Origin of the sequence: Pedobacter psychroterrae (assembly GCF_004331695.1) — a bacterium.
GTDB lineage: Bacteria > Bacteroidota > Bacteroidia > Sphingobacteriales > Sphingobacteriaceae > Pedobacter > Pedobacter psychroterrae.
The window spans coordinates 496,811-518,528 of the sequence record NZ_SJSL01000001.1; the positions used below are offsets into that span (position 1 = coordinate 496,811).

Consider the following 21,718-nt stretch of genomic DNA (forward strand, 5'->3'; position numbering starts at 1 on the left):
TTAATTCTTTTTCATTTTACTCAGTTTACCGGCCAGTTCTATCTTAAGCCGGTTGAGGTCGCCTACCAAAGTCTGTATTTCCGTACGGTTTTCCATCGTGCCCTTTTTGATATCCCTGTACATCAGCATCGCCGCCCGGTATTCTTTCCTGGCTACGATTTTACGGTAGCCATAATCCATTTTATCCCGTTCTGTCAGTATCAGTTTACCCATCTGACCGGTAATGGCCAGATTGCGCTCCGACACTACTATACCGTGCTGCTTTACCATATTTAGCTGCCGGTCTTTTGACATCACCGGACTCACCTCATACAGGCGATAATATTCAGCATCATTTTTATTGAACTCCCATTTGAGCCGGGTATACTCTTTAACACTGTAGTTGGGCGAGAACAGATAGATCAATGCACCAAAAATCAGCACAATAAAAACAGCTGCAAGACGGCGCAACCAGATGGAAATTTCCCTTCCGGACAGTTCAGTTGTAAAAAGCACCTTACCAATCACAAAGCCGGAGATAATCCCTCCAAAATGAGCGGAATTATCCACCTCCTTAGTCGTCAGACCACTCAAGAGCATATAGGCAACCAGTATAACCGTGCTGATGAGCAAAGCTTTGTTCGCATTTTTCTCAAATGCTTTGCTCGAGAGCAAGGCCAGAAAGGCCCCAAACATACCCATGATTGCTCCCGAAGCACCGATCATAAACCCTACGTGATGGGTATACACACTGAGCAGCGCCCCACAGACACCACTCAGCAGATAGACCATTGCAGTAGACAAAGGCCCAAGCTTATTCTCGATCATGAGGCCGATATACACCAGCGTATACATATTGAAGAACAGGTGCGAAATAGAAATATGCAGGAACTGAGAGCTGATCAGCCTCCAGAATTCACCGGATAGCACCAGCTCCCTTGAATTGCCTCCCAGCCGGAGGTATACATTGGTAATAAGTTCTCCCGGATTCACCATCCCCTGTTTCAATTGGAAAGCAAACACCAGAGAAGCCCCGGTAACCAGGAAATACAATACACAAAGGTTCACCAGAATTGGGGTAACCAGATAGTCCTTTTGAGGATAAAAGAGGTAAAACACATTCCTGATCTTATCCTTTGCTTTCAGTGGCGCAAGGTCAAGGTAACTATCGTCATGCAGGGCAATGTGCGCATGAAAATCAGCCAGCCTTTGTTCCCATATATCTTTAAGGTGAAACTCTACATATTCAAACTCATGGAAGAACTTGTCCAGGTTTTGCTCGTTCTTGCCATAGTCTGTAAACAACATCTGCACCCCAATACATTCGCTTTTGAAAACAGCAAAATTTGACTTGATACGGATAGAGATCTCTTCACTATAAGACTGAAGTGAAAGTCCTGTATAGGCAATGATCCCGGACTCAGACAAGTGGCTCAATTTCCAGCCCAGGTTTTCGATAGCCTGCTGGGCGATGATCAGATACTTGTCTGACGGAAAATCAGCCAAGGGTATATACTTCTCAACTTTCGGAGAATAGCCCCATCTCAATCCCATAGACTAAATTTTCCTTGCTTCAAGAATAATGTATGGAGAAAGCTGCCTGGAATTAAAAGGGATCAGCTTAGTCAGTAATTTCCCTGCCAGCCATACTGCTTTCTTGAATAACCTCAGCGATGCCGGCTTCTGCTTTTCATTTTCCAGCCAGAGGCTGAAGTGTCCGAAATAGCGCGACTGCAGTACTTCCAGTCCCGCTTCTTTACAGATCTTCTGCAGCAGTTCAGGGTCCATGCAGTCAATGTTGTGCTTATCGTAGTTCTCTTTATCAAAATTCTTCTGAAACCAGCCGTTCAGCGCTTTGAAATTGGGCAGTGTAATGAACAAGGTACCTCCGGGCTTTACAAAATTGACATGCCTGTTAATGATGTCTGCGGTATCATTAAAATGCTCTATCAGTCCGCAGGACAATACCAGGTCGTACAAGCGCTCCGGTTCATAATTAAACAGATCCGTCTCCACAATATGAATATCACTTTCTTTCAGCTGATTTGCTTCCAATAATGAATTAGTAACAGGCGTATGTACAAAATAATCAAGCAGCGTTACATCCAGCTTAAAGTACTTCTTCAAGAAAACCGCATAATACCCCGGAAATCCCCCAAGCTCTATCGCTGTCTTTACGCCCTGCTTTTCAATGATCTCACGCAATTGCTGATGGAACAAATAATTTGCAGGAATATTTACCGACAATCCGGTCTTACTCTCCCAATAATCCACCCAAAACTTTCTGTCGGTCAACAGGTTCTCCATCTTATTTCTTTAAATCTTTTAGTATTTCCGTCACAGCGCGCTCCAGTTGCGGGTCTTTGTCTGTCAGCCTGTCTTCAAATGTATTCTTCACATAAATATCCGGCGACACGCCTTCTGTCTCCAGGTCTTTCCCGTCCAGTGTATAGCAGCCCCATGACGGCAGGCGGTAAGACGAGCCATCTACCAGGCCTTTGGCCGATGTAAAGATGATCCAACGATAGGTTTCTGTTCCAATGATCTTACCTAATTTTAGTTCCTTAAATCCTGCAGCAGTCATCTCCGCATCACTCAGTGATTGCTCATTGATCAGCAGCACGATCGGCTTGGCCGCTGGGGCAAAATTACTTTGCGGGGCCAGTTTACCACCTCTGTATTTCCATTGCAGGTATGGACGTTGCGACAGGAACCTCAGTACCTCATCGTGCACATTGCCACCTGTATTGTAGCGAAGATCCAGGATTACCCCTTCTTTATTGTTTTCCTGTGCTACCATATCCAGCAGGAAGGTCTCCAGTTCACCCCCACCCATATTTTTCATATATGCGTATGCGATCCTGTTATTGCCCAGCTGTTTTACCTTCTCCCTGTTCTTCGCAATCCATTCGTCATACAGGTTATTCCTGGTGGCCCCGCTGCTTTGAGGATGTACCTTGGCAGTAACTGTTTTTCCATCACGCTTCAATGTCAGCAGTACCTCAGGGTCGAGTGAAGGCTTGGTAAAATAAAAATCGCGGTCTGTCTTTTCATCAACCTTAACGCCGTTTATGGCAGTAATGATGTCACCCGGTTTAATGTCCACCCCTTTATGTTTTGCATTGCTTCTTTCCAGCACCCGCTCTACTTTAAAGGGATTGTCGTTAGCAAATACGATCCCCGTTTCATTGGTCACATAGTTTAGCATTTTACGCTCTTCATTACCGAAGCTATTGAAGCCCATATGGGAAGAGTTCAATTCACCCAGCATATCGTTCAGTAAAATCCTCAGGTCTGTTCTGCTGTTTACATAAGGTAAATAGGCAGCATAACGTCCCTGGGTTTTCAACCAGTCTACCCCATGAAAGTTCTCATCATAGAAGTTCTCTTCCAGCCCGGCCCAGGTTTCATAAAACATCTGGTTGAACTCCTGACTAAGGTTCCTGCTAAACTTATATCCTATGTTCAGCGCCTCCATCCGGTTCATATCTATGTTATACTTGCTGATGGTACCCCGCGCAAGGGCGTAAAACTTGTCATCTACTTTTATCAGGCCCCCAAAGCCATCTGTCACCTTTTCTGTCTTATTGTTCTCAAAAGGTTCAATGATGGTGCGGTATATAGATGGAGAGCCACCTTCATGATCGGATGTATAGAACACATAGGTCTTATCTCCTTTTGCAAAGACATCCATGCCATACTGCGTACCAAAGCCCGGACTGATCTGATCAATGCGGTCCATGATGTTTTGGGTATTGATAGTAATGACCGACGCTGGCTTTTCAGTCTTAGCTTCAGGCTTGGCTCCTGCTTTTGCAGTCGTGTCCCCTTTTTTAACCGGTTTCTTTTTATCAGCAGGTTTTTTGTCGGCCGGCTTGTCTTCTTTCTTTTCTTCTTTTTTCTCATCCGGAAACAGCTCGTCAAATTTAGTGCTTCGGTATGGCTCGTCATATTCATCCAGTGCCATCCTGTAAACATGCCCGTTTTGCATCCCAAAAGGGTAAGAAGGTTTGGTGCGCATGCTGGTAAAGAAAATGTACTTGCCGTCAGGCGACCAGCTTGGGTTGGTTTCTGTTACTCCAGTATTGGTCAGGTTGATTGTTCTGTTGTCCTTTATATGGTGCACAAACACATCCTGTTCAAAATTCCGATAAGCAGTGAATAAGAGGTATTCCCCATTTGGAGAAAACGAAGGTGTTGCGTTCTGAAATGCCCAGACCTCATCCTTCACCACCGTTTTACTATCCAGCGACTTCAAATCCAGTATCCTTACCTCATCCCTTCCGCTCAAATAAACAGCCTGCGTTTTAGCAGTGTTGAGGGCTATCAAGCGGTTGTTCCGGTTGTCTTTAGTCAGCTGTTTTAAACTACCTTTTCCATCTGCAGAGATCGTAAACCAATTCTGGTATCCTTTATACGTCTGGTTGAAAAGCAGGGTACGGTTATCGGCCAGCCATTTTACTTCCAGTATCCGTTCGGCTGAAGGGCCCGTCTCTTCATTTCGTTCGATCTGTTTGATGAATTTACCTTCTGAATCACTCACAAAAAGCTCCCCTCTGGACACAAATGCAAGCTTCTTGCCATCCGGCGAAACATCAAAAGCCGATATATTTCCACTTACATCAAATCCTTGCTCTTTCTCCAGCACATTATTCCTTGAAATATTAAACTTTATTTGCGCTGTTTTCTTACCTGCTACATCATATAGATAAAGCTGATAATCTCTTTCAAAGACAATCTTGTTTCCACTGGCCGACACCGCCGGGCGTTTTATGGACCTGTCAAATTTGGTAAGCTGTGTTTTCTTGCCTCCGGCAAAGGTGTAAAGATTGTATTCCTCATTTGCTTCGTCTGACACGAAATATATATTGCCTTTACTGTCTATAGTCGTCCAGAAGTCCTTCCCTTTATAATCGGTATATTGTTTGTAAGCCTTCGTTTTAGGATTGTACGATTGTATATCCGGGTTAAAAGCACCCTTATATCTTTTACGGTTGGCAAAGTTCTTACTTTCCCAGGTATCGCTAAAGAAGAGTTCACCATTTGGCGACTCGGCCACATTGTGGATCGTATTGAAGTAGTTATCAAACAGGCGAACAGCTGTTCCTCCGTTGACACCTACCTTATAAGCCGAGTACATGTTATACCTACCCGAAGTAAAATAGATCGTTTTGGAATCCCAGCTCCAGTTGTCCACTTCATCTGCAGCATCGTTAAAAGTCAGCTGCTTTACCGTACCTCCTGCCAGCGGCATCAGGTATACATCATAATTGCCAAACTGATTGGACGAAAAAGCCAGCCATTTACCATCCGGAGAGATCTTCGGATTGATCTCATCGCCCGGCATGGCCGTGATCCTGCTGGCATCGCCTCCTGAAGCAGCCACGCGCCAGAGGTCGCCTTCAAAACTGAAAACTACGGTAGCTCCATCCGGAGATAAGGAAGGGTATGCTGCAAAATAAGTCTCACTTTGCGCCCTGCCGGCCATTGCAGAAAACAGGAAACAAATTACAAGGCCATAAAACACTTTATTCATCGTTCTATTGTTTGAGTTGTTAATATTTAGATCAGTTTTGATTCAATAATTATGGTAATGAAACACAAATATGTAACTTTCAACCTTCAAATCCCAATTAATATAAGTTCCATCTATTGAAAGTAGTACACCTAAATACATATGAAGGAAATGGCGGCGCCGGAAGGGCCTGTCTGCGGTTGAATGACGCCCTTAATATGCAGGGAGCAGATTCCAGTGTGATGGTTTACTTTCAGTTTAAGGACAGTAATAAAACCGGTACATTCAGCAAAGGGCCCTTTCGGAAAGCAAAGGCCATATTCAATATCCTTGCAGAGCGATACCTGTCAAAAGCTTTTGCTAAAGCAGTGAAGACCCCTTTTTCACTCCAGTGGTTTGGCAAGTCTATCGTAAATCATCCTAGTTTAAAATCGGCCGACATCATCCATCTTCATTGGATCAACCACGGCTTTCTCTCACCAAAAGACCTCGCCGAACTCGATGAGTTGGAAACACCAATTGTATGGACCTTTCATGACAGCAATGCATTTACCGGTGGCTGCCACGTCCGCTATTCCTGCGAAAATTACCATAAAGAATGCGGGTTTTGTCCGCTGCTAAAGCTAAGCGGCAAGGACGACCTGTCGCGCAAAACCTGGCTCCGCAAGAAAAAAGCATATTCAGAGTTGAAATGTCATATTGTGGCGCCAAGCCAATGGATGGCCAATTCTGTAAAATTGAGCAGTCTGATGGGGTTCAGAGAGGTAACAGTTATTCCCAATACCATAGAGACATCGGTCTTTAAGCCCTATGTGAAGTCAGAAGCAAAAAAAATCCTGAAGATCAGTCCCGATAAGTTCGTGTTAATGAGTGGTTTTATGCCTTCCAAAAATGATAAGCACAAAGGCACTTCTTATTTGATTGATGCGTTGAATGATTTGGCTACCAGACCGGGGATCATTAAGGAAAATATAGAACTGGTTATTTTCGGAAATAAGGAGAACGCAGAAATGCCGGAGTTTCCATTTAAAACAACCTTGTTGGGTACCATCAGCAATGATGAGCACCTGGCCAAATGCTATTCGGCCGCAGATGTATTTATAACCGCCTCACTGGAAGATAACCTGCCAAACACAGTAATGGAAAGCCTTGCCTGTGCCACACCTGTAGTGGCTTTTAAAACGGGTGGTATTCCCGATATGGTAAAACACCTGGAAAACGGCTATCTGGCGGAATACGAATCGTCTGAAGATCTGGCTACCGGTATGGAATGGCTATACCACGATGAAAATGCTGCCGATATACAAAAAGAGGCAAGAAGAACAATTTTAACTCAGTTTTCTGAGCAGGTTATTGCAGAAAAACACTTATTATTGTATCAATCACTGATTGATCTACAACCCCGATAATACTTTTAGAGCCATGCAACCGAAGTTAAGTGTCATCACTATCGTTTATAATAATGTAAAGGATATTGAGCGCACCATGCTTTCTGTGCTAAACCAAACCTATCCAAATATCGAATACATGGTAATAGACGGGGCTTCCAAAGATGGTACTCTTGAAAAGGTCAAACAATATGAACCAAGGCTAAGCCTATTGGTATCAGAACCGGACAAGGGAATTTATGATGCCATGAACAAAGGATTGGCGCTTGCTACGGGTGACTATATCCTCTTCATGAACTCTGGCGACGAGCTGTATGCTCCGGATACGGTAGCTGATGTATTTGATACCGCCGCAGCCGCAGACATCTATTATGGCGAAACCGAAATGTATGATGAAAACTGGAAAAGCCTGGGGCAACGCAGGCACTGTGCACCGGAAACCTTCAACTGGGAAAGCTTTAAATATGGGATGAGTATAAGCCATCAGGCCATTTATATCAAAAGAGCGCTGGTGTCTCCATTTGACCTCAATTACAAATACAGCGCTGACATTGACTGGATCATTAAAGCTACTAAAAATGCCTCCAGCATTGTAAACACACATATGTATGTAGCAAAATACCTGGTAGGCGGCATCTCTAAGAAGAAACATTTTGCCAGCTTAAAGGAGCGCTTCAGGATCTTTACCAAGTACTACGGATTGATCCCTAACCTTATTAATCACGTTATTATCGCTGCCAGTCTGGCCCAGTACTTTATCCGGCACCGTAGGACTAATGATTAGAAAACCACCAGTCATTTTAAAATACCGATAGCATTTTCTATAGCACATTATTATTTTCCTGGCTTCCTCATCATAACAATTAAAAAATCATTAGATTTAGGTAAGAACACATCTCATGTCATTCAATTGATTTGTAAATCTTAATCAAACCACCATAACATGAAAAAAAATGTACTATTCCTGTTTATAATGGCTGCCATTGCCATTAGCGGGTGTAAAAAAGATAACAAAAAGGATGATGAGCTTAAATCTACGATTGCAGGAAAATGGTTTACTAAAAAGATAGTAGAAGTTAACTATGTAAATAACGTAAAAAAGGAAGAACACACTGACACAGACTTCGGCAACAACGACTTTTTTGAATTCAAGGCTGATGGAACGGGCATCTTTTCAGAAATAGGCGATACTGATCCCTTCACTTATAAAGTAACCGGAGATATTCTTACGATTACATATATGCCTGGTGAATCATTGGACTTCAAAATCAAAAGCCTAATTGGTAACGACGCCGTATTCGTAAATGAATTCTCAGAAATCTTCGAAAATGTCAACTATAAAACCGTTACCGAAATAACGGTAAAGAAATAACATCTCTAAAGGTTGTTGACTCCAAATCCGCAGTATAGCGCGGGAAGAAGGACGTCTCTCACACAGAATACGTTTCTGACAAAAACATGACACTACCTTAACCTAAAGGTTATCTGCCAACTCTAGTTTTAAGCGATGACAGCGGCTAGGAAATATGCTTAAAGGAATATTCAGACTCAAACAATATTTTATTGCTTTAATCCTTTTGTTACTGGCAGCTGCAATTTTCAATAGCTGCTTTGCTAAGGCTGAGGCTTTTTTTATACTTAACGCATACCATGCTGCGTGGCTTGACGAATTCTTTAAACTAATCACAAATTTTGGTGATGGATTATTTAGCATTATAGTGGTCGCAGTTTTACTCTTCTTTGGCAAGAAAAAGAAAGCTACCACCGTGTTACTTTCCTACGCTACCTCCGGATTGGCAGCGCAAGGGCTAAAAAGGATATTTCATATGCCCCGTCCAAAAATTTTCCTCGAAGAAGCAGCTTTACACTACCCAAACTTTGTTGAGGGCGTAAACCTCTATGGTTCAAACTCATTCCCATCCGGACATACTACTTCAGCCTTTGCACTTGCAACAGCAATAGTATTGGTTTATAAGAAAAAAAGAATCTCGTTTTATGCACTTTTATTTGCCGTTTTAATAGGGTACTCACGCATCTATCTTGCCCAGCATTTTATGCAAGATGTGATCCTTGGTGCCATGATAGGGACAATATTCGCATTGATCAGTTATTATCAGGTTTACGATCAAAAACTATTCAGGTCATATAAAGTGAATAAAAGGCATAAACGATTAAGGGCTTTCCGTAAGCAGGCACTTACTGTTTAAGATGGCTAAAGTCCCTGCTAAACTCTGGTTACTTATTATGGCTATGACGGTGGTAAAAATGATCATCGCATTTAATACAAACCTGGGGAATGATGAAGTATACTATTGGACATACGCTTTAGACCTTCAATGGAATTACTTTGACCATCCTCCGTTTGTAGCTTGGCTGATTCGGGTAACAACGGTTAATCTATGGATCCATCATGAAGCAGCAATAAGATTTGGGGCAATTCTGTCTTCAGGGATATGCACCTGGCTGATCTATCAGACAGGACTATTCATATCCGACAAGCGGACAGGCTGGTATTCGGCCCTACTTTATTCTGCGTCCTTATATTGCAGTGTTATTGCCGGCACATTTATTCTGCCCGACAGTCCGCAAATGGTTTTCTGGTTGTGGGGCATACTATTATTGCTTAAGATCAGCACGGCAACTACACAGGAAATGTCAACTTTTAAGCTCTGGTGCTGGTTTGGCCTTGCATCTGGCCTCTGTATCCTTTGCAAAGTACACGGGATATTTTTATGGGCTGCAGTATTCATCATTGCCTTATTTTTAACCCGTAAATTCTTACATCAACGCGGGCTGTATGTGGCAGGTTTCATTACTTTATTAATCATTTCTCCCATTATCATCTGGAATATACAACATAATTTCATTACGTACGCCTATCATGGCCAGAGGGTTAGTCTGGTCAGTGCCAGCATTAATCCTTTGGGTTTAATTAGGGAAATAGGAGGCGAAATATTTTATAACAATCCAATCATCTTCTTTTTAACCTGGCTTTCGGTAATCTCCGCATTCAAGGGCAAATCTACCACCGGCAAAAAAGAAATACAGGTCCTGCTGGCGTGTTCATTGCCATTAATACTTATTTTGATACTGCTCTCTGCTTTTAAAGAAACGCTGCCCCATTGGTCCGGACCGGCCTATACTTGCCTCATCATGCTATCTGCATTAAAGCTATCTTCCAGATCCCCGGCAAAGGTTCCCAAAGTCATCATTATAGCGTTACTATTCTTTGCGTTTATAGTTTTAACCGGCCTAATCATTGTTAACTATTATCCCGGATCCCTGGCACCGGAAAAAGATCCAATGCAATATGGCAAGGGAGACCCTACATTAGACCTCTATGGATGGAAAGAAACAGGGAGATTGATAGATTCCATTCACAAAAAAGATATTTCTAAGGGGAAAATGCCTGTGTCGGCACCAATTGTCATAACGCGGTGGTATCCGGCTGCGCACATTGATTTTTATGTAGCCTCCCTGACAGCGCAAAATACGCATGCAATAGGCAAAATATTTGACCTCCATCAATACTATTGGTCTAACCGGATAAAACTAAATAAAGACGATGCGGCTTATTATATTGTCCCGTCTAACCTGTACAGTACAGGTGATGCAGATCTGGTAAGGTCTCATTTCAAGTATTGCACTCCGGCCCTGATTCTTCCTGTTTACAGGAACGGAAAAATGGCAAAGAATGTTATTGTGTTTAAACTTAAAGGGTATAAGCATTCCACAAATAAAAAAGGCTTGTAGAATTCCTACAAGCCTCAAATATGTTCATTGCCTTTTGTTCTTACTGGAACTTCTTGGAGTTGATCTTACGCTCGTTTTCAGTCAGGTAAATCTTACGTAAACGCATGCTAAGCGGAGTAATCTCGATATACTCATCAGCCTGGATGTATTCCATAGCTTCCTCCAAAGAGAATTTAATAGCAGGAGCAATACGTGTATTGTCATCCGTACCCGAAGCACGCATATTGGTCAATGCTTTACCTTTCACGATGTTTACTACCAAATCATTATCGCGGATGTGCTCACCCATGATCTGACCTTCATAAACATCTACTCCCGGATCAACGAAGAAACGGCCACGATCTTGTAACTTATCAATTGAATAAGCAGTAGTGTTACCTTTATCCATAGATACCAATACACCGTTTAACCTGCCCGGTATCGTACCTTTCCAAGGCTCATAAGCTTTGAAACGGTGGGCCATGATGGCTTCACCTGCAGTAGCGGTAAGCACGTTATTTCTCAAGCCAATGATACCACGTGATGGAATTTCAAACTCCAAATGCTGAAGATCTCCTTTAGGCTCCATTACCAATAGCTCACCTTTACGCTGAGTTACCAGTTCAATTACCTTACCTGCTACTTCACCCGGAACATCTACGATAAGCGTCTCGATTGGCTCACATTTCTGACCATCGATCTCTTTTACGATAACCTGTGGCTGACCTACCTGGATCTCATATCCTTCGCGACGCATGGTCTCGATCAATACCGATAAATGCAGGATACCCCTTCCGTATACTAAATATGAATCAGGAGATTCTGTCTCAATTACTTTTAAGGCCAGGTTTTTCTCCATCTCTTTGTACAAACGCTCTCTCAAACGTTGTGAAGTAACGAATTTACCTTCTTTACCAAAAAATGGTGAGTTGTTGATGGTGAACAACATGTTCATCGTAGGCTCATCAATTTTGATTACCGGCAATTGTTCCGGTGCATCAAAATCAGCAATGGTGTCACCGATGTCAAAACCATCAATACCTACTACTGCGCAGATATCACCTGATTTTACTTCTGTAGTACGGATCTTACCAAGACCTTCGAAAGTATATAATTCTTTTACCCTTGTTTTTACAACTTTACCATCGCGTTTGATCAAAGTAACCGGCTGGTTCTCTTTAATCGCACCACGGTGAACACGGCCAATGGCGATACGGCCTACGAAAGATGAATAATCTAAAGAGGTGATCTGCATTTGCAGTGTACCATCATTGGTAGGTGCAGGAGGAATGGTTGAAACAACTGTATCCAGCAATGCGAAGATATCTGTAGTAGGTACTTTCCAGTCTGTACTCATCCATCCTTGTTTGGACGAGCCATAGATAACCGGGAAATCCAGCTGATCTTCTGTAGCCTCAAGGTTGAAGAACAATTCAAAGATCTGCTCATAAACCTCTTCAGGGCGACAATTTTCTTTATCTACCTTGTTTACCACTACGATCGGCTTTAAGCCCAAAGCCAAAGCTTTTTGCGTTACGAAACGTGTTTGTGGCATGGCGCCTTCAAAAGCGTCACATAGCAACAATACACCGTCAGCCATTTTTAATACACGCTCTACCTCACCACCGAAATCGGCGTGACCAGGGGTGTCTATGATGTTAATCTTAACATCTTTATATTGTACGGATACGTTTTTAGATACAATGGTGATGCCACGTTCACGCTCCAGATCATTGTTGTCAAGTATTAAGTCTCCCGTTTGCTCGTTATCGCGGAAGATTGAACATGCGTGTAAGATCTTATCAACCAGTGTAGTTTTACCGTGGTCAACGTGGGCTATGATAGCTATATTTCTAATTTTTTGCATAAAATGCTACTGATTTTTGGCGCAAAGATAAGGTTTATTATCGATATATCAGCGTGTTAGTCAGGAATAAACCTATATTAAATTATGGTTACCCGGCCAGCCGCATATAGGCCTCTTCACACTTTCTTCACACCTTGTTCACACCAAAGTCACAAAAGGGTACCTTTTTGTGAAGGAAGTGTGCAGGAGGTGTGTTTCAGGTGAGGACATGCCCTTAACCCTACCACTGTGATCCTGCCCTTTGACCTTAATCAGGCAAAACAATCTTCTTGCCTGAACTGTTAGTCAAATATACGATTAAAATATGAGCACCGAAAACAACAAAGGCCTTGATGCCTGGAACAAACGCCTAGACCAAAACCTCGAACCTGAGAAGACCGGAGATGAACTGGCAGACGCTAAAGCTGAAGCATATTCTGCAGAAGAAGGAAGCGGCGACCAGTCGGACGCAGCAGGCCCTGAAGGAGAAAAACACCATCCTGCTGACTACGAGGACAACCTGGCCCAAAACCAACCTAAGGAGCAGGATCCGACCAAACCGCTGACACGGGAAGAATAGCTGCTACAAAACCCTGCTGGGCGGGAATGCCCACTGTAAAAATGCCGGCAGCACTTTGGACCAGGTCGCAACATTGTGCTGTCCGCCCACCATTTCATAATAGCATATCTCTTCTGGTCTTTTATAGCCCTTTTTCAACAGTTCTTTAATGACATCAATGGTGTCATCAATAGAATCAATGATTAAGTTCCGGTTCCTGTCGGCCGTTTCATCGGCTGTCCCCGTCATTAACCAAAACTTCAGTTCTGGTTTAGCAGCAGTTTCTCTGATCAGCTGATGCGCGATCCGGTCGTCATCCGTATACCCGTCCTTCAGGTCTTTTTTCCGCCACCAGAAAGACCCTGAAAACACACCGACAGCGTCAAACAGGTTGTCATTGTTCCAGGCAATGTCAAATGCGCTGAGTCCACCCAGCGAGAAACCTGCAAAGGCCCGTTTTCCGTTGACAGGTACTGCGATCGTTTCCTGCACAAAGGGGAGCAACTCATCCATAATAAATTTAGTATAAGCCTTGGCTTTAGATCCGCGACCGGCAAAATCAGGTATTCCTGCCACGCCATATTCTTCCAGCCGCTCTGCGGAGGCTTTGATCGCCACAATAGCAAGCGCGGCAATCCTCCCTTTTGCATAGAGCTGGGTCAGCGTTTCTTTAAGTTTCATTTCTTCTGCATCCTGTCCGTCATTAAACAACAGGAGGTTCAGGGTTTCATTGCCCATCAGATTGTCGGGAATGAATATTTCCAGTTCTACATTCCTTTTGAGGAAAGCAGATTTCAGTATATATGGAGTATGGATGACTTCCGGCACAGACATAGTAAGGTACATAAGGGCACAAATTTATTTAATTTAGTTCTTATACCAACTAATTTTAATCCGGGTGCCAACTATCTACACCTTTCTTTGTTATTATCGCAAGAATTTCTTTGTTATTAACTAACTAATTTCAGTACCTTAAAGCACCTAAATTTTGCGCGATGAAAGAGGAATATAAGAAATGGTACAGTCATAACCTCCAGGGTGATTTTGAACTTCTTGCCTTCGGACACAGCGGATATCCTGTTATTCTTTTTCCGACCAGTATGGGCAGGTATTATGAGAATAAGGATTTTAAAATGATCGAGTCTATACAGTGGTTTATAGACGAAGGGAAGATAAAAGTTTATTGCGTAGACAGTATAGATTCACTGAGCTGGTACAATAAAGGGGCGAGCCCGGCTGACAGGGTAAAAAACCATATCTGGTATGATAAATTGCTGCTGGAAGAGGTAGCGGGCATGGCCAGACATGAAACCGGGCATGACAAGATCATCACTGCCGGATGTAGCTTTGGTGGCTATCATGCCGCAAATTTTGCTTTCAGGCATCCCTGGCTGGTCAGCCATATGTTTAGCATGAGCGGGGCTTTTGACATCAGGGGGCAATTGGACGGATTTTATAACGATGATGTGTACTTCAACAATCCGGTTGATTTTGTGGTTCATGACCGCAATCCTGAATTGTGGAACATGAAAATCGTACTCGGTACATCCGACAGGGATATCTGCAGGGCCCACAACGAGCAGCTATCCCAGATCCTGCATAATAAAGGGATTCACCACTGGCTGGATATACGGCACAATGCGGATCACGACTGGCCTATATGGCGAACGATGCTGCCCGATTACTTATCGAAACTATAAAAATAGATACTACAGAAAAAACTATATATGAAGAAAATTGGAATCTTATTTGGCATGGAAAGATCTTTTCCTGAAGCCTTTGTAAACCGTGTAAATGAACTAGGAGGGAAAGAATTTAAAGCTGAGTTTGTAAGTATTGACAAGATATTTCAGGCCGAGCCTTTGGATTATGCAGTTATAGTAGACCGGATATCGCAGGATGTACCTTTTTACAGGGCTGCAATGAAAAATGCGGCCATTACGGGCACTGCGGTGATCAACAATCCCTTCTGGTGGAGTGCTGACGAGAAGTTCTTTAACAATGCGCTGGCCATAAAGATTGGTGTGCCTGTGCCTAAAACAGCCCTGATCCCTTCTTACGAGCAGCCAACCGATACAACGGATGCGTCTTTCAGTAACCTGGCATTTCCGCTGGACTGGGAAGCGATCTTTGAATACACCGGCTTTCCTGCTTATATGAAACCCTTTGACGGCGGGGGCTGGAAAGAGGTATACAAACTGCACGATAAGGAAGATTTTTTTGACAAGCACAGCCAGACTAAGCAAACCGTAATGATGCTGCAGGAAGAGATTGTCTTTGATGAATATTTCAGGTGTTACTGCATAGGTGGCAAGTATGTCCGCATTATGCAATATGAGCCTAGAAACCCTTTTCATTTGCGCTACCAGGTAAGTACGCCACCATCAAGTAAGGCTTTGCTGGATACCATCCACGATTACGTGATCAAGCTAAACCAGTATTTGGGTTATGACTTTAATACGGTGGAATTTGCGATCCGTGACGGCGTTCCGTATGCCATTGATTTTTGCAACCCGGCACCTGATGCAGAGGTTACAAGCGTAGGGCAGGAAAACTTTGACTGGGTGGTAGAGCACTCGGCAAAATATGCAATAGAACGGGCAAGGGAGCAGGCAGACGGACAGGATAACTTAACTTGGGGCGAGTATGTGAAAACATCGGCTTCCGGTTTGCCGCTCGTAGCGAGCAGGGCTGGTGTAAAAGCAGCGGTTAAACCTGCTGTTAAGACTGAAAAGGGTGTCATTAAGAAAAAACCTACAGCCCCCAAAGCAGTGACTGAGAAAGCAGCCCCAGCGAAAAAAGCTGCTACAGCAAAGCCTGTTGCTAAAGCTGTTAAAAAAGCCCCTGCTAAACCTAAAAAATGATGAACGAGTTTACTTTAGGTGTAGAAGAGGAATACATGGTGATAGATCCCGTAACAAGGGAACTGACTTCGCATGATCAGAAAATTGTTGAGGCTGCACAAAAGATCCATAAGGACCAGGTAAAGGCAGAAATGCACCAGGCCGTGGTAGAGGTGGGTACTGGAATATGCCGTAACACAGATCAGGCAAGGAAAGAGATATCGCAGTTGCGCTATACCGTATCCCAACTGGCGGGCGAGCAGGGCCTGCGTATCGGCGCTGCCGGTACGCATCCTTTTTCCCACTGGGAAAAGCAGCTGATCACCGAGCATCCGCGGTATAGCGAGATCGTAAATGAACTGCAGGAGGCGGCAAGGTCCAACCTGATCTTCGGATTGCATGTACATGTGGGTTTTCAATCGCGCGAGCTGGCCATTCACATTGCCAACCAGGTGCGTTATTTCCTGCCTCATGTGTTTGCATTATCTACCAACTCTCCATTTTGGGAGGGCCGTAACACAGGCTACAAGTCATTCAGGACCAAGATCTTTGATAAATTCCCGAGAACGGGCATCCCTGATATTTTCAATAGCATAGAGGATTATGACAACTATGTAAAACTGCTGATCAAAACCAATAGCATTGACAATGCCAAGAAGATCTGGTGGGACATCAGGGTACACCCTTTCTTTGAGACCATAGAATTCAGGATCTGCGATTGTCCGATGCTGATAGATGAGACGATGGCTTTTGTGGCCTTGTTTCAGTGCCTGTGTGCGAAACTGTATAAGCTGCGGTTGCAAAACCTGAACTTTATCAGTTACTCAAGGGCGCTGATCAACGAGAATAAATGGCGTGCGGCAAGGTATGGAATAGACGGCAACCTAATCGATTTTGGGAAGGAAATGGAAGTAAACTGCAGGAACCTGATCCTGGAACTGCTGGATTTTATAGACGATGTGGTAGACGAACTGGGCTGCAGGAACGAGATCAACTATGTACTCAAAATATTGGCAAACGGAACAGGTGCCGACAGACAATTGGCTGTTTACGAACAAAGTGGTAACTTTGAGGCGGTAGTAGACTACATTACTACGCAAACGTTAATAGGAGCTAAACAGTGAGTGTAACAGATAGAAAAAAGATTAGGGTAGCTGTAATTGATATGAACAATGGGGCACCCAACCAGGGGATGCGCGGGATACAGGAAATCCTGCTGCACTATGCTGCGGATACGGGGCTGGATTTGTCATACGATATTTTTGATTTGAGACAGAAAGGAGAAATCCCTTCTATAGATTACGATATTTTCATATCGAGTGGCGGGCCTGGAGACCCTTTTGAGGGGGTAGGCAAACAGTGGGACAATGATTTTTGTGACTTGCTGGACCAGATAGCACAGCATAATAAATTGAATGAGCATAAGAAACATGGCTTTTTGATCTGCCATTCATTTCAGATGGCCTGCAGAAAATATAATGTGGGAAAGGTGATCCGGAGAAAGTCGACCGCTTTTGGGATCTTCCCGGTGTTTCTGACTGCTGAAGGAGAAGATGACCTGATCTTTGACGGTCTGCCTAATCCGTTTTATACGGTAGATAGCAGGGACTGGCAGGTAGTGAACCCAGATGATGTGCTGTTTTCCAATTCTGATGTACAGGTACTGGCGATAGAGAAAGAACGGCCTCATGTAGACCTGGAACGCTGCGTAATGGCGGTACGTTTTAGCAATGAACTGGTAGGCACGCAGTTTCATCCTGAGGCCGACCCGGTAGGGATGAAGATGTACCTGCTGCAGGAGGAGAAAAAACAGGCGATCATTGCCAATCATGGTGAGCAGAAATATAACGACATGCTGTCGAGTCTGGATGATCCGCAGAGAATACGCCTGACCCAGCAGGTTGTGCTCCCCAATTTTTTAAACAGGGCGATCAACGCCCTTCAGGAGGCCTGAATATGATCAGCAATTACCGAGATTCCTTTAATGCCGGATTTACAGCAGAGAAATATCAGTCTTTTATTAAAGGACTGGAAGCGGGTTTTTCGGAAATTCCTTTTAGGGTAGCGGAGACACCTGTGTTTATCCCGGCAGACCTGGCGGCTAAGTTGGTTGACGCCGGTGAGGAGATCATCAGTCTGATACGCCAGCCTGATTTTAAAGAATTAACTAAGGATGCGATACCCGCCGAATGGCAGGTACCCGGAGAAAATAAGCATCCGCATTTTCTGACCTTCGACTTTGGGGTCTGCAGGGATGAAGAAGGGCAACTGACCCCGATGCTGATCGAGATGCAGGGGTTTCCTTCATTGTATGGATTTCAGGCACATATGGCCAATAATTATATAACTGCATACGGCCTGTCAGACAATTTAACACCTTTCTTTAACGGTTTTGATGAGGTGTCGTACATTTCTTTATTAAAGGAAGTGATTCTGGGGCCGCACAAGCCTGAGGAAGTAGCCTTGATGGATATTGATGCGCTGGAACAGAAGACGGCGATTGATTTTTTTGCGACTCAAAAATACCTGGGCATTAAGATCCTGGGATTGACAGATATATTTAAAGAGGGCAAGTCGCTTTATTATATGGAGGGTACTGAGAAAATCAGGCTGAAAAGGATTTATAACCGTTTGATATTTGACGAAATAGCTGACAAAACAGCCTTGTTTAAAAACAGTTTTGACCCCAGGGAAGAACTGGACATAGAATGGGTGACACACCCTAACTGGTTTTACAGGATCAGCAAGTATACCATGCCTTTTTTAAAAAGTAAGTTTGTACCTGATACACATTTTCTTAATGAACTGGAGCAGATACCCGATGACCTGGAAAATTATGTACTCAAACCTCTGTTTTCCTTTGCCGGTATGGGGGTGATCATTGATGTAAAACAATCGGACATACATGGCGTGCAAGATCCAGAAAACTGGATACTGCAGCGTAAGGTTACTTATGAACCGGCTGTACAGTCCCCTGATGGGAAGGTCAAAGTTGAGGTCAGGCTGATGTACCTGTGGCCGGATGGCGGGGAACCGCAATTGTGTATCAACCTGGTAAGATTAAGCAGGGGTAAGATGATCGGTGTGCGGTACAACAAGGATTTTGATTGGGTAGGCGGCACGATAGGCCTGATGAATAAGTAAATTTACATTTGGCAGACCGCCTTAATAAAAGGCTTTAATTATAATTGCATCATGGACATTCAAACCATATTGGTAATCATCTTATTCCTGGCTGCATTGTTTTATGTTGCCCGTATTGTTTATCGGTCTGTATCCCCTAAAAGCAATGGCTGTGCATCGAACTGTAAGTGCGGTGTTGATTTTTCTAATATCAATCCTGAGAAGAAATAGATTTTATCTATAACACCAAATGGAAGAATTTAAATCCTATCTGCAGAAAAGAGTAGCGATCACTGATGAACAGTTTGCGATGATATCCGACAAGCTTAAAGTCAAAGAATTCGATAAAAATGAGCTGATTTTAATGTCGGGCGATGTATCCTCTACCGGCTATTTTGTGCTAAGCGGTTTACTGCGGTGCTATTCAATAGACAGTAAGGGAAAGGCACACATCATACAGTTTGCACCCGAACAATGGTGGCTATCTGAACGTAACGGGATGTTCTTTAATGAGCCCTCAGAATTTTTCATAGACGCAATAGAGGCTACAAAAGCTGTTGCGATGCCTAAAGATTTTATCAATGAGGCGGCAAAACATGTACCCTGCATGAATGACCTGAACAATACCATGCTGAACAATTCCATACGGTTTATGCAGCGGAGGATTAACATGCTGCTGAGTGCCACTGCTGAAGAACGGTACCTGAATTTTATACAACTCTACCCCAACCTTACGTTGCGTGTACCGCAATGGATGATCGCTTCTTATCTGGGCATTACCCCTGAATCGCTGAGCAGGGTGCGCAAAGACCTGGCACATAAGCATTTCAAACCGTAATACTTTCTTATCATAGGTCAATGCAGGCCTAAAACCCTTGCCGTAATTTTGTCTTGTTAATAAAAAGATACGTCATCATGCATTGCTATCCGTCATCCTGAATTTATTTCAGGATCTCCGGACAAGGGATTCAACCTGCTCAGGCGGGGATCCTGAAATAAATTCAGGATGACGTGGAAAATAAACACTTAAAACATAAAATTATGGCAACTACACAATGGGCATTAGACCCAACCCACAGCGAACTACAGTTTAAGGTAAAACATTTAATGATCACTACTGTAACAGGTAGCCTGGCTTCATTTAATGCGTCGCTGACTACTGAATCTGATGATTTTGAAAATGCAAAGGTTTCTTTTGATGGCGACCTTGGTACGATCGAAACAGGAAACAAAGACAGGGATAACCACTTGAAAAGCGGTGATTTCTTTGATGCTGAACAATTCCCTAAAATCACTTTTGAATCTACTTCAATGGAAAAAGATGGTGACGATTATGTATTGAAAGGAAACCTGACAATCAAAGACACTACTAAACCTGTAAAATTAACTGCAGAATATGGCGGTATTGCTACAGATCCATGGGGAAATACAAAAGCTGGATTTACACTGAGCGGAAAAATAAACAGGACGGATTTTGGTTTGACATGGAACGCAGCACTGGAAACAGGCGGTGTAATGGTGAGTGAAGAGGTGAAGATTGCGGGTGAATTGCAGTTTGTAAAACAAGCTTAGTTAAGCTAAAGATTAAAGCTGCGTCCATGGATAACAAAAAAGGAGATAAAAATGGAAGCAAATATTAAAACAGTGTCGGCCGTTTTAGACGCGCCGGCACCTCATATGGTAGGCGACGGATTTAGGGTACATAATTTTTTCCCCAGCGGATACAAAATTAAAATGAGTCCGTTCTTTTTACTGGATTATAATGCGAAGATTGAATTTTCTGCACGTAATGAGCCTAGAGGTGTCGGTGTGCATCCGCACCGCGGATTTGAAACAGTTACCGTAGCTTATCATGGAGCCGTAGCGCATCATGACAGTGCAGGAAATAGCGGGGTGATCTACCCGGGTGATGTACAATGGATGACCGCAGCAAGCGGAATCTTACATAAGGAATATCATGAAGAGGCATTTAGTAAAAAGGGCGGGGATTTTCAGATGGTGCAGCTGTGGGTAAACCTGCCTGCAAAACATAAAATGAGCAAGCCTAAATATCAGGACATCAAACAAGCGGATATGGCCAAATATGCGCTGCCGGATGAGGGTGGTGTGGTAGAGGTGATCGCAGGAGCATATAGAGGGCTGGAAGGTTCGGCAAGTACTTTTTCTCCGCTAAACTTATACAATGTGCGGTTGAATAAATCAGGCAAGGCAATTTTGAGCTTTCCCTCCACTTACAATACCGGAATGGTGATCATTGAAGGTGAAATAAAAGTGAACGGGGAACAGGTGGCGAAAGCAGATCATTTTGTTCATTTTAATCATGATGGGGCTGAGATTGAGATCGAAGCGCTTGAAAACAGCATTGTACTGGTACTGAGCGGCGAGCCTATAGATGAACGCATCACGCAGTACGGGCCATTTCTAATGAATACTCCGGAGGAGATACAAGAGGCGATAAGTGATTACAATCAGGGTAAATTTGGGTATTTAGAAGAGTAAAAATAACCGTTCTCTTCGAAGGCTGTGCCAGCTAAGTTCCCTGCGGTCACAAACCTGACAATGCCTTCTCTGAGAAGGTGATTTTTCAGTAAGCAGAGTGCATAGGGATTTGCTTTAACCGGGCGCACTTGTAGGGTTTAACCGGGTTCCGAAGGATGGGTTTAAGTTGACGCCCAAGCATGGCGTTACAAATTTTCTTTTTCGCGGAATTGTAGACCTGCGTTTCACTAAGCA

General features: G+C 43.5%; 20 protein-coding genes. 15 read left to right on the top strand and 5 right to left on the bottom strand.

The features are described 5' to 3' along the window. Genes EZ437_RS02065 through EZ437_RS02075 form a run of 3 tightly spaced genes read right to left on the bottom strand, consistent with a single transcriptional unit; the run spans position 1 to position 5,515 of the window. Entirely contained in the window at positions 1-1,533 is a 1,533-nt protein-coding gene (locus EZ437_RS02065; protein ID WP_131592760.1) for a rhomboid family intramembrane serine protease, read from the bottom strand. Positions 1,534-1,536: 3 nt separating this feature from the next. Beyond that, positions 1,537-2,286 carry a class I SAM-dependent methyltransferase gene (locus EZ437_RS02070; protein WP_131592762.1) on the bottom strand — a complete coding sequence of 250 codons (750 nt, stop codon included), beginning with the start codon at positions 2,284-2,286 and terminating at the stop codon, positions 1,537-1,539. 1 nt (position 2,287) lies between these two features. Further along, the gene (locus tag EZ437_RS02075) at positions 2,288-5,515 is read right to left on the bottom strand and encodes a S41 family peptidase (protein ID WP_131592764.1); all 3,228 of its coding nucleotides are present in this window, start codon (positions 5,513-5,515) and stop codon (positions 2,288-2,290) included. A gap of 116 nt (positions 5,516-5,631) precedes the next feature. Here EZ437_RS02075 and EZ437_RS02080 point away from each other — a divergent pair, with 116 nt between their 5' ends. The 5 genes from EZ437_RS02080 (at position 5,632) to EZ437_RS02100 (ending at position 10,635) form a co-directional block, all read left to right on the top strand. Then, positions 5,632-6,903, top strand: coding sequence for a glycosyltransferase (locus EZ437_RS02080; RefSeq protein ID WP_131592766.1), 1,272 nt, complete (start codon positions 5,632-5,634; stop codon positions 6,901-6,903). A 13-nt stretch (positions 6,904-6,916) separates the two neighbouring features. After that, a complete protein-coding gene (locus EZ437_RS02085) occupies positions 6,917-7,666 on the top strand; it encodes a glycosyltransferase family 2 protein (RefSeq protein ID WP_131592768.1) in 750 nt (249 codons plus the stop codon). A 159-nt stretch (positions 7,667-7,825) separates the two neighbouring features. After that, the gene (locus tag EZ437_RS02090; RefSeq protein WP_131592770.1) at positions 7,826-8,254 is read left to right on the top strand and encodes a lipocalin family protein; all 429 of its coding nucleotides are present in this window, start codon (positions 7,826-7,828) and stop codon (positions 8,252-8,254) included. A gap of 154 nt (positions 8,255-8,408) precedes the next feature. After that, entirely contained in the window at positions 8,409-9,089 is a 681-nt protein-coding gene (locus tag EZ437_RS02095; protein ID WP_131592772.1) for a phosphatase PAP2 family protein, read from the top strand. A gap of 1 nt (position 9,090) precedes the next feature. Then, positions 9,091-10,635, top strand: coding sequence for an ArnT family glycosyltransferase (locus EZ437_RS02100; RefSeq protein ID WP_131592774.1), 1,545 nt, complete (start codon positions 9,091-9,093; stop codon positions 10,633-10,635). Positions 10,636-10,675: 40 nt separating this feature from the next. On the opposite strand, the gene typA is transcribed toward EZ437_RS02100, so the two are convergent. Continuing rightward, the gene (gene typA / locus EZ437_RS02105; protein WP_131592776.1) at positions 10,676-12,481 is read right to left on the bottom strand and encodes a translational GTPase TypA; all 1,806 of its coding nucleotides are present in this window, start codon (positions 12,479-12,481) and stop codon (positions 10,676-10,678) included. Between the two features lie 304 nt (positions 12,482-12,785). Between typA and EZ437_RS02110 the strand changes: the two genes are divergently transcribed. Then, on the top strand, positions 12,786-13,040 hold the full coding sequence (locus EZ437_RS02110; protein WP_131592779.1) for a hypothetical protein: 255 nt from the start codon (positions 12,786-12,788) through the stop codon (positions 13,038-13,040). A gap of 3 nt (positions 13,041-13,043) precedes the next feature. Here the strand turns inward: EZ437_RS02110 and EZ437_RS02115 are convergent, their stop codons facing one another. Beyond that, on the bottom strand, positions 13,044-13,865 hold the full coding sequence (locus tag EZ437_RS02115; RefSeq protein WP_131592781.1) for an alpha/beta hydrolase: 822 nt from the start codon (positions 13,863-13,865) through the stop codon (positions 13,044-13,046). A 149-nt stretch (positions 13,866-14,014) separates the two neighbouring features. On the opposite strand from EZ437_RS02115, the gene EZ437_RS02120 reads away from it, so the two are divergent. The 9 genes from EZ437_RS02120 (at position 14,015) to EZ437_RS02160 (ending at position 21,484) form a co-directional block, all read left to right on the top strand. Continuing rightward, on the top strand, positions 14,015-14,719 hold the full coding sequence (locus EZ437_RS02120) for an esterase family protein (RefSeq protein WP_131592783.1): 705 nt from the start codon (positions 14,015-14,017) through the stop codon (positions 14,717-14,719). A 27-nt stretch (positions 14,720-14,746) separates the two neighbouring features. Then, a complete protein-coding gene (locus EZ437_RS02125) occupies positions 14,747-15,883 on the top strand; it encodes an ATP-grasp domain-containing protein (RefSeq protein WP_131592785.1) in 1,137 nt (378 codons plus the stop codon). Continuing rightward, entirely contained in the window at positions 15,880-16,986 is a 1,107-nt protein-coding gene (locus tag EZ437_RS02130) for a carboxylate-amine ligase (protein WP_131592787.1), read from the top strand. The genes EZ437_RS02125 and EZ437_RS02130 overlap by 4 nt, the downstream gene beginning before the upstream one ends. Continuing rightward, positions 16,983-17,816, top strand: coding sequence for a type 1 glutamine amidotransferase (locus EZ437_RS02135; protein ID WP_225869472.1), 834 nt, complete (start codon positions 16,983-16,985; stop codon positions 17,814-17,816). Before EZ437_RS02130 ends, EZ437_RS02135 begins: the two co-directional genes overlap by 4 nt. 2 nt (positions 17,817-17,818) lie before the next feature. Then, positions 17,819-19,006, top strand: a complete 1,188-nt coding sequence (locus EZ437_RS02140) for a hypothetical protein (protein ID WP_131592789.1) — start codon at positions 17,819-17,821, stop codon at positions 19,004-19,006. A 51-nt stretch (positions 19,007-19,057) separates the two neighbouring features. Next, positions 19,058-19,216, top strand: coding sequence for a FeoB-associated Cys-rich membrane protein (locus tag EZ437_RS02145; protein WP_131592791.1), 159 nt, complete (start codon positions 19,058-19,060; stop codon positions 19,214-19,216). A gap of 19 nt (positions 19,217-19,235) precedes the next feature. Further along, positions 19,236-19,823 (top strand): Crp/Fnr family transcriptional regulator, encoded by a 588-nt coding sequence (locus tag EZ437_RS02150; RefSeq protein WP_131592793.1) that lies wholly within the window; start codon positions 19,236-19,238, stop codon positions 19,821-19,823. Positions 19,824-20,026: 203 nt separating this feature from the next. Further along, entirely contained in the window at positions 20,027-20,557 is a 531-nt protein-coding gene (locus tag EZ437_RS02155) for a YceI family protein (protein WP_131592795.1), read from the top strand. 51 nt (positions 20,558-20,608) lie between these two features. After that, positions 20,609-21,484: a pirin family protein gene (locus EZ437_RS02160; protein WP_131592797.1), complete on the top strand. Its 876-nt coding sequence runs from the start codon at positions 20,609-20,611 to the stop codon at positions 21,482-21,484. Positions 21,485-21,718: the final 234 nt, after the last annotated feature.